The 3,181-nt window shown below is 60.2% G+C and carries 3 protein-coding genes; all 3 read left to right on the plus strand.

All coding sequences use genetic code 11. The annotated features are described in order from the left end of the window. Window positions 1–145 precede the first annotated feature (145 nt). The gene (gene mreC / locus Q7U71_04145) at window positions 146–1,099 is read left to right on the plus strand and encodes a rod shape-determining protein MreC (GenBank protein MDO9390947.1); all 954 of its coding nucleotides are present in this window, start codon (window positions 146–148) and stop codon (window positions 1,097–1,099) included. Further along, entirely contained in the window at window positions 1,096–1,596 is a 501-nt protein-coding gene (gene mreD / locus Q7U71_04150) for a rod shape-determining protein MreD (GenBank protein ID MDO9390948.1), read from the plus strand. The genes mreC and mreD overlap by 4 nt, the downstream gene beginning before the upstream one ends. Window positions 1,597–1,618: 22 nt before the next feature. Next, on the plus strand, window positions 1,619–3,181 hold a 1,563-nt coding region (gene mrdA / locus Q7U71_04155), incomplete at its 3' end, for a penicillin-binding protein 2 (protein MDO9390949.1).

Here is a 3,181-nt window from a genome sequence, read left to right on the forward strand (position 1 = left end):
TCAAGTGATTCGATTATCATATAAGGAAACCAGGAATACAGGAAACAATCAGGGTCCCAAGGTTGAACATTCATGGGTTCATGGATTCCTGATAAAAATAGTATTGATCTTCTGACCCCGGTAATAATGAAATTACAGAACGTTGATGCGGCTGTTAAACTTCAGATTTCTTAAAAAGACCGACTGGGCCTCGCTGGGGGCTGCAATCATTTTGTCGATCACCCTGATGGTCCTGCCCCGGGACGCCAAGCTGTGGCTGGGGCAGAAGGTGGTGGGCACTATCTTTGCCCCCCTGGAATGGCCGTTGTCCCGGGCCCGTTCCCTGCTGGCCAGCTGGAAGGAGAACGCCGTTCTTAAGGACCAATTGGCCAGCCTCAGCCTGGAGCATTCGGCGCTGATAGAAGCGGCCCGCCAGAATGCGGGACTGCGCCAGGCCCTGGAACTGAAGTCCCTTTCTTCCTGGAATCTGGCCACCGCCCAGATAGCGGGACGTGAGCCGGTTCTTCTCAGCCCGGACCTGCTGATAGACAAGGGCGCCGGAGACAGCCTTCAGCCCGGACTGGTGGTGCTTTCCACCCTGGGCCTGGTGGGACTGATCTCCAGCGCGGATGAAGGCCGGTCGGCGGTTCAGACCGTATTCAGCCCGGATTCCCGGGTCAGCGCCATTGACCTGCGCAGCCGGGTGCTGGGGATATTCCGGACCCAGGCCGGAATGTCCTGCCTGTTCGACCGGGTTCCCCTGCGGGCCGATGTGATTGCCGGGGACACCATAGTTTCCTCCGGCTACGGCGGGGTGTTCCCCTACGGTCTGATGCTGGGGGTGGTGGAGAAGGCGGGGGTGGACAAGAGAAAACTGGTGCTGGACGTGGAGGTCCGTCCGTCCCTGGACCTTAACCGCATCAACCAGGTGCTGGTGATCAGGGGAGGGCAGAACCCGCCGCTGCCGTTGCTGACCCCGGTGGCGGCCCCGGATACCATGGCCGCCAGGGCCAGGAAAAAGAAAAGATCATACCAGCCTCAGATAATCATCCGGGCCCCGGAATTCAGGATAGAACTTCCCGACACCACTCCGCTGCAGATGGAGAAATCCCCGCAATGAGGAATTTAAAACTGTTTTTGATGGCCTGGCTGGCGGTGTTCGTCCAGTCCTCGCTTTCCGGACTGCTGTCGGTCTGGGGGCTGCAGCCGGATTTCATCGCCATGATCATCGGTCTGACGGCCCTGACCCTGGGCACCGGCCCGGGGATATTGACCGGGGTGACGGCCGGTTTCATGGCCGACTGTTACCATCCGTCCACCATGGGCCTGTTCACACTCAGCGGAGCGGTCTCCGGATACTGGGCCGGGTCATTGCGGGAAAGGATCTACAAGGATCAGCTTTCCAGCCAGCTGCTGGTGGCCGGGCTTTTGACCCTGGTCCGGCAGTTCTTTGAATATTGGGGCCGGGGCGGAGGGGGGCCGGGCGGATATTTTTCGGTTTTACTCCGTTTCGGCTTGGGCAGCGCGCTGTTCACGGTCCTGCTGGGCGCGCTATTGATGCCGCAGATGAAGCATTTCCTGCCCCGGTCCGAAAAAACAAAACTGAGCCTGGTCTAACCTTTCAACGGGGGATGCATTCTTGGCTAAAGAACTGGGAAGCAGGGAAAGGGTACTTTCCATTCTGGCATTGCTGGCCCTGGGTTTTTCCGCCCTGCTGTTCAGGTCCGGATACCTGCAGGTGGTCAAGCACGGGCATTACGCCAGGCTTTCCCAGCAGAACCGGCTGCGGAGGCTGATGATCCCGGCGCCCCGGGGCCTGGTCTTTGACTGCAGCGGGGTGCTGATAGCCCAGAGCCGTCCGGGGTTCGACCTGGTGCTGGTGACCGTTAACGACTGGCAGGCCTCGGTCAGCAAGGCGGCCGCCCTGCTGGGTCTGGACAGCCTGCTGCTGAAAAGCTCGGTGATCTCCCAGCGCCGGATATTTCCCAAGGACCCGGTGGTGCTGGTCAAGGACCTTTTGCCGGAACAGGTGGCCCGAATCGAGGAGAACATTCTGAACCTGCCGGCTTTGCGGCTGGAGGTGGAGTCGCTGCGCAAGGTTGAATACGGCTCCCTGGCCAGCCATCTGGTGGGATATACCTCGTCCCTGGGACAATCCGAGTACGCCAAATACCGGGACCAGGGCTACAGCTACGGCGATTACATCGGCAAGGGCGGACTGGAGCTTAAATACGAAAATTATCTGAAGGGGGTCAACGGCTGGGATTTCATCGAGGTCGACGCCAGGGGACGCGACCTGGGAACGGTGTCCGAAGCCGAAAGGATAGAGCCCGACCCCGGCAGCAACATATCCCTGACCATCGACTGGCGGCTGGAGACCCTGGCGGAAAGCCTTTTTACCGGGGACATGATAGGGGCGGCGGTGGCCATAGACCCCCGGACCGGGCGGGTGCTGGCCCTGGTCAGCCGCCCCAACTTTGATCCCAACCTGTTTGCGGCCGGCATCCGGGCCGATGACTGGAACCGGCTGGTCAACGATCCCAGCTTTCCCTTGTGGGACCGGGCCATCCGCAGCGCTTACCCGCCGGGCTCCACCTTCAAGGTGGTCACGGCCGCCGCGGCCCTGGAGGAATCGCTGATCACCCCGGAAACAAGGATGAAAGCCTCCTGTCACGGCAGCCTGGTGATAGGCAACCGAGCCTTTAAATGCTGGAAAAGGGGGGGGCACGGTTCGCTGGACCTGCACGGCGCCATAGTCAATTCCTGCGACGTTTATTTCTACCAATTGGGAATGCTGCTGAAGATAAACGGGATGGCCAAATGGTCCCAAAGACTGGGGCTTGCCCGGGAAACCGGAATAGACCTGCCCCAGGAGAATTCCGGCCTGATCCCCGACGATCTCTATTACCAGAAACGTTTGGGCCGGAACGCCAAGACGGTGGGACATTCGGCCAACATGTCCATCGGCCAGGGCGAGGTGATGGCCACTCCGCTGCAGATGGCATCGCTGTATGCGGCCCTGGCCAACGGGGGAGTGTGGTGCCAGCCCCATCTGCTTTTAAAGGCCGAGGATTATGCGGGAAAAGTGCTGACCGGCGAGGTCATCAGCAAAAGGAGGCTGCCTCTTTCCGATGCTACGGTGTCGACAATAAAACAGGCCCTCTATGGGGCGGTCAACGATCCCGGCCACACCGGCGGGGCC

This window comes from bacterium (assembly GCA_030655055.1).
In the GTDB taxonomy this organism is placed as follows: Bacteria; Edwardsbacteria; AC1; order AC1; family EtOH8; genus UBA5202.

Bases quoted from the DNA above. Each gene is read 5' to 3' on its own strand.
- mreC (MDO9390947.1), top strand. From the start codon at position 146: ATGCGGCTGTTAAACTTCAGATTTCTTAAAAAGACCGACTGGGCCTCG.
- mreD (MDO9390948.1), top strand. From the start codon at position 1,096: ATGAGGAATTTAAAACTGTTTTTGATGGCCTGGCTGGCGGTGTTCGTC.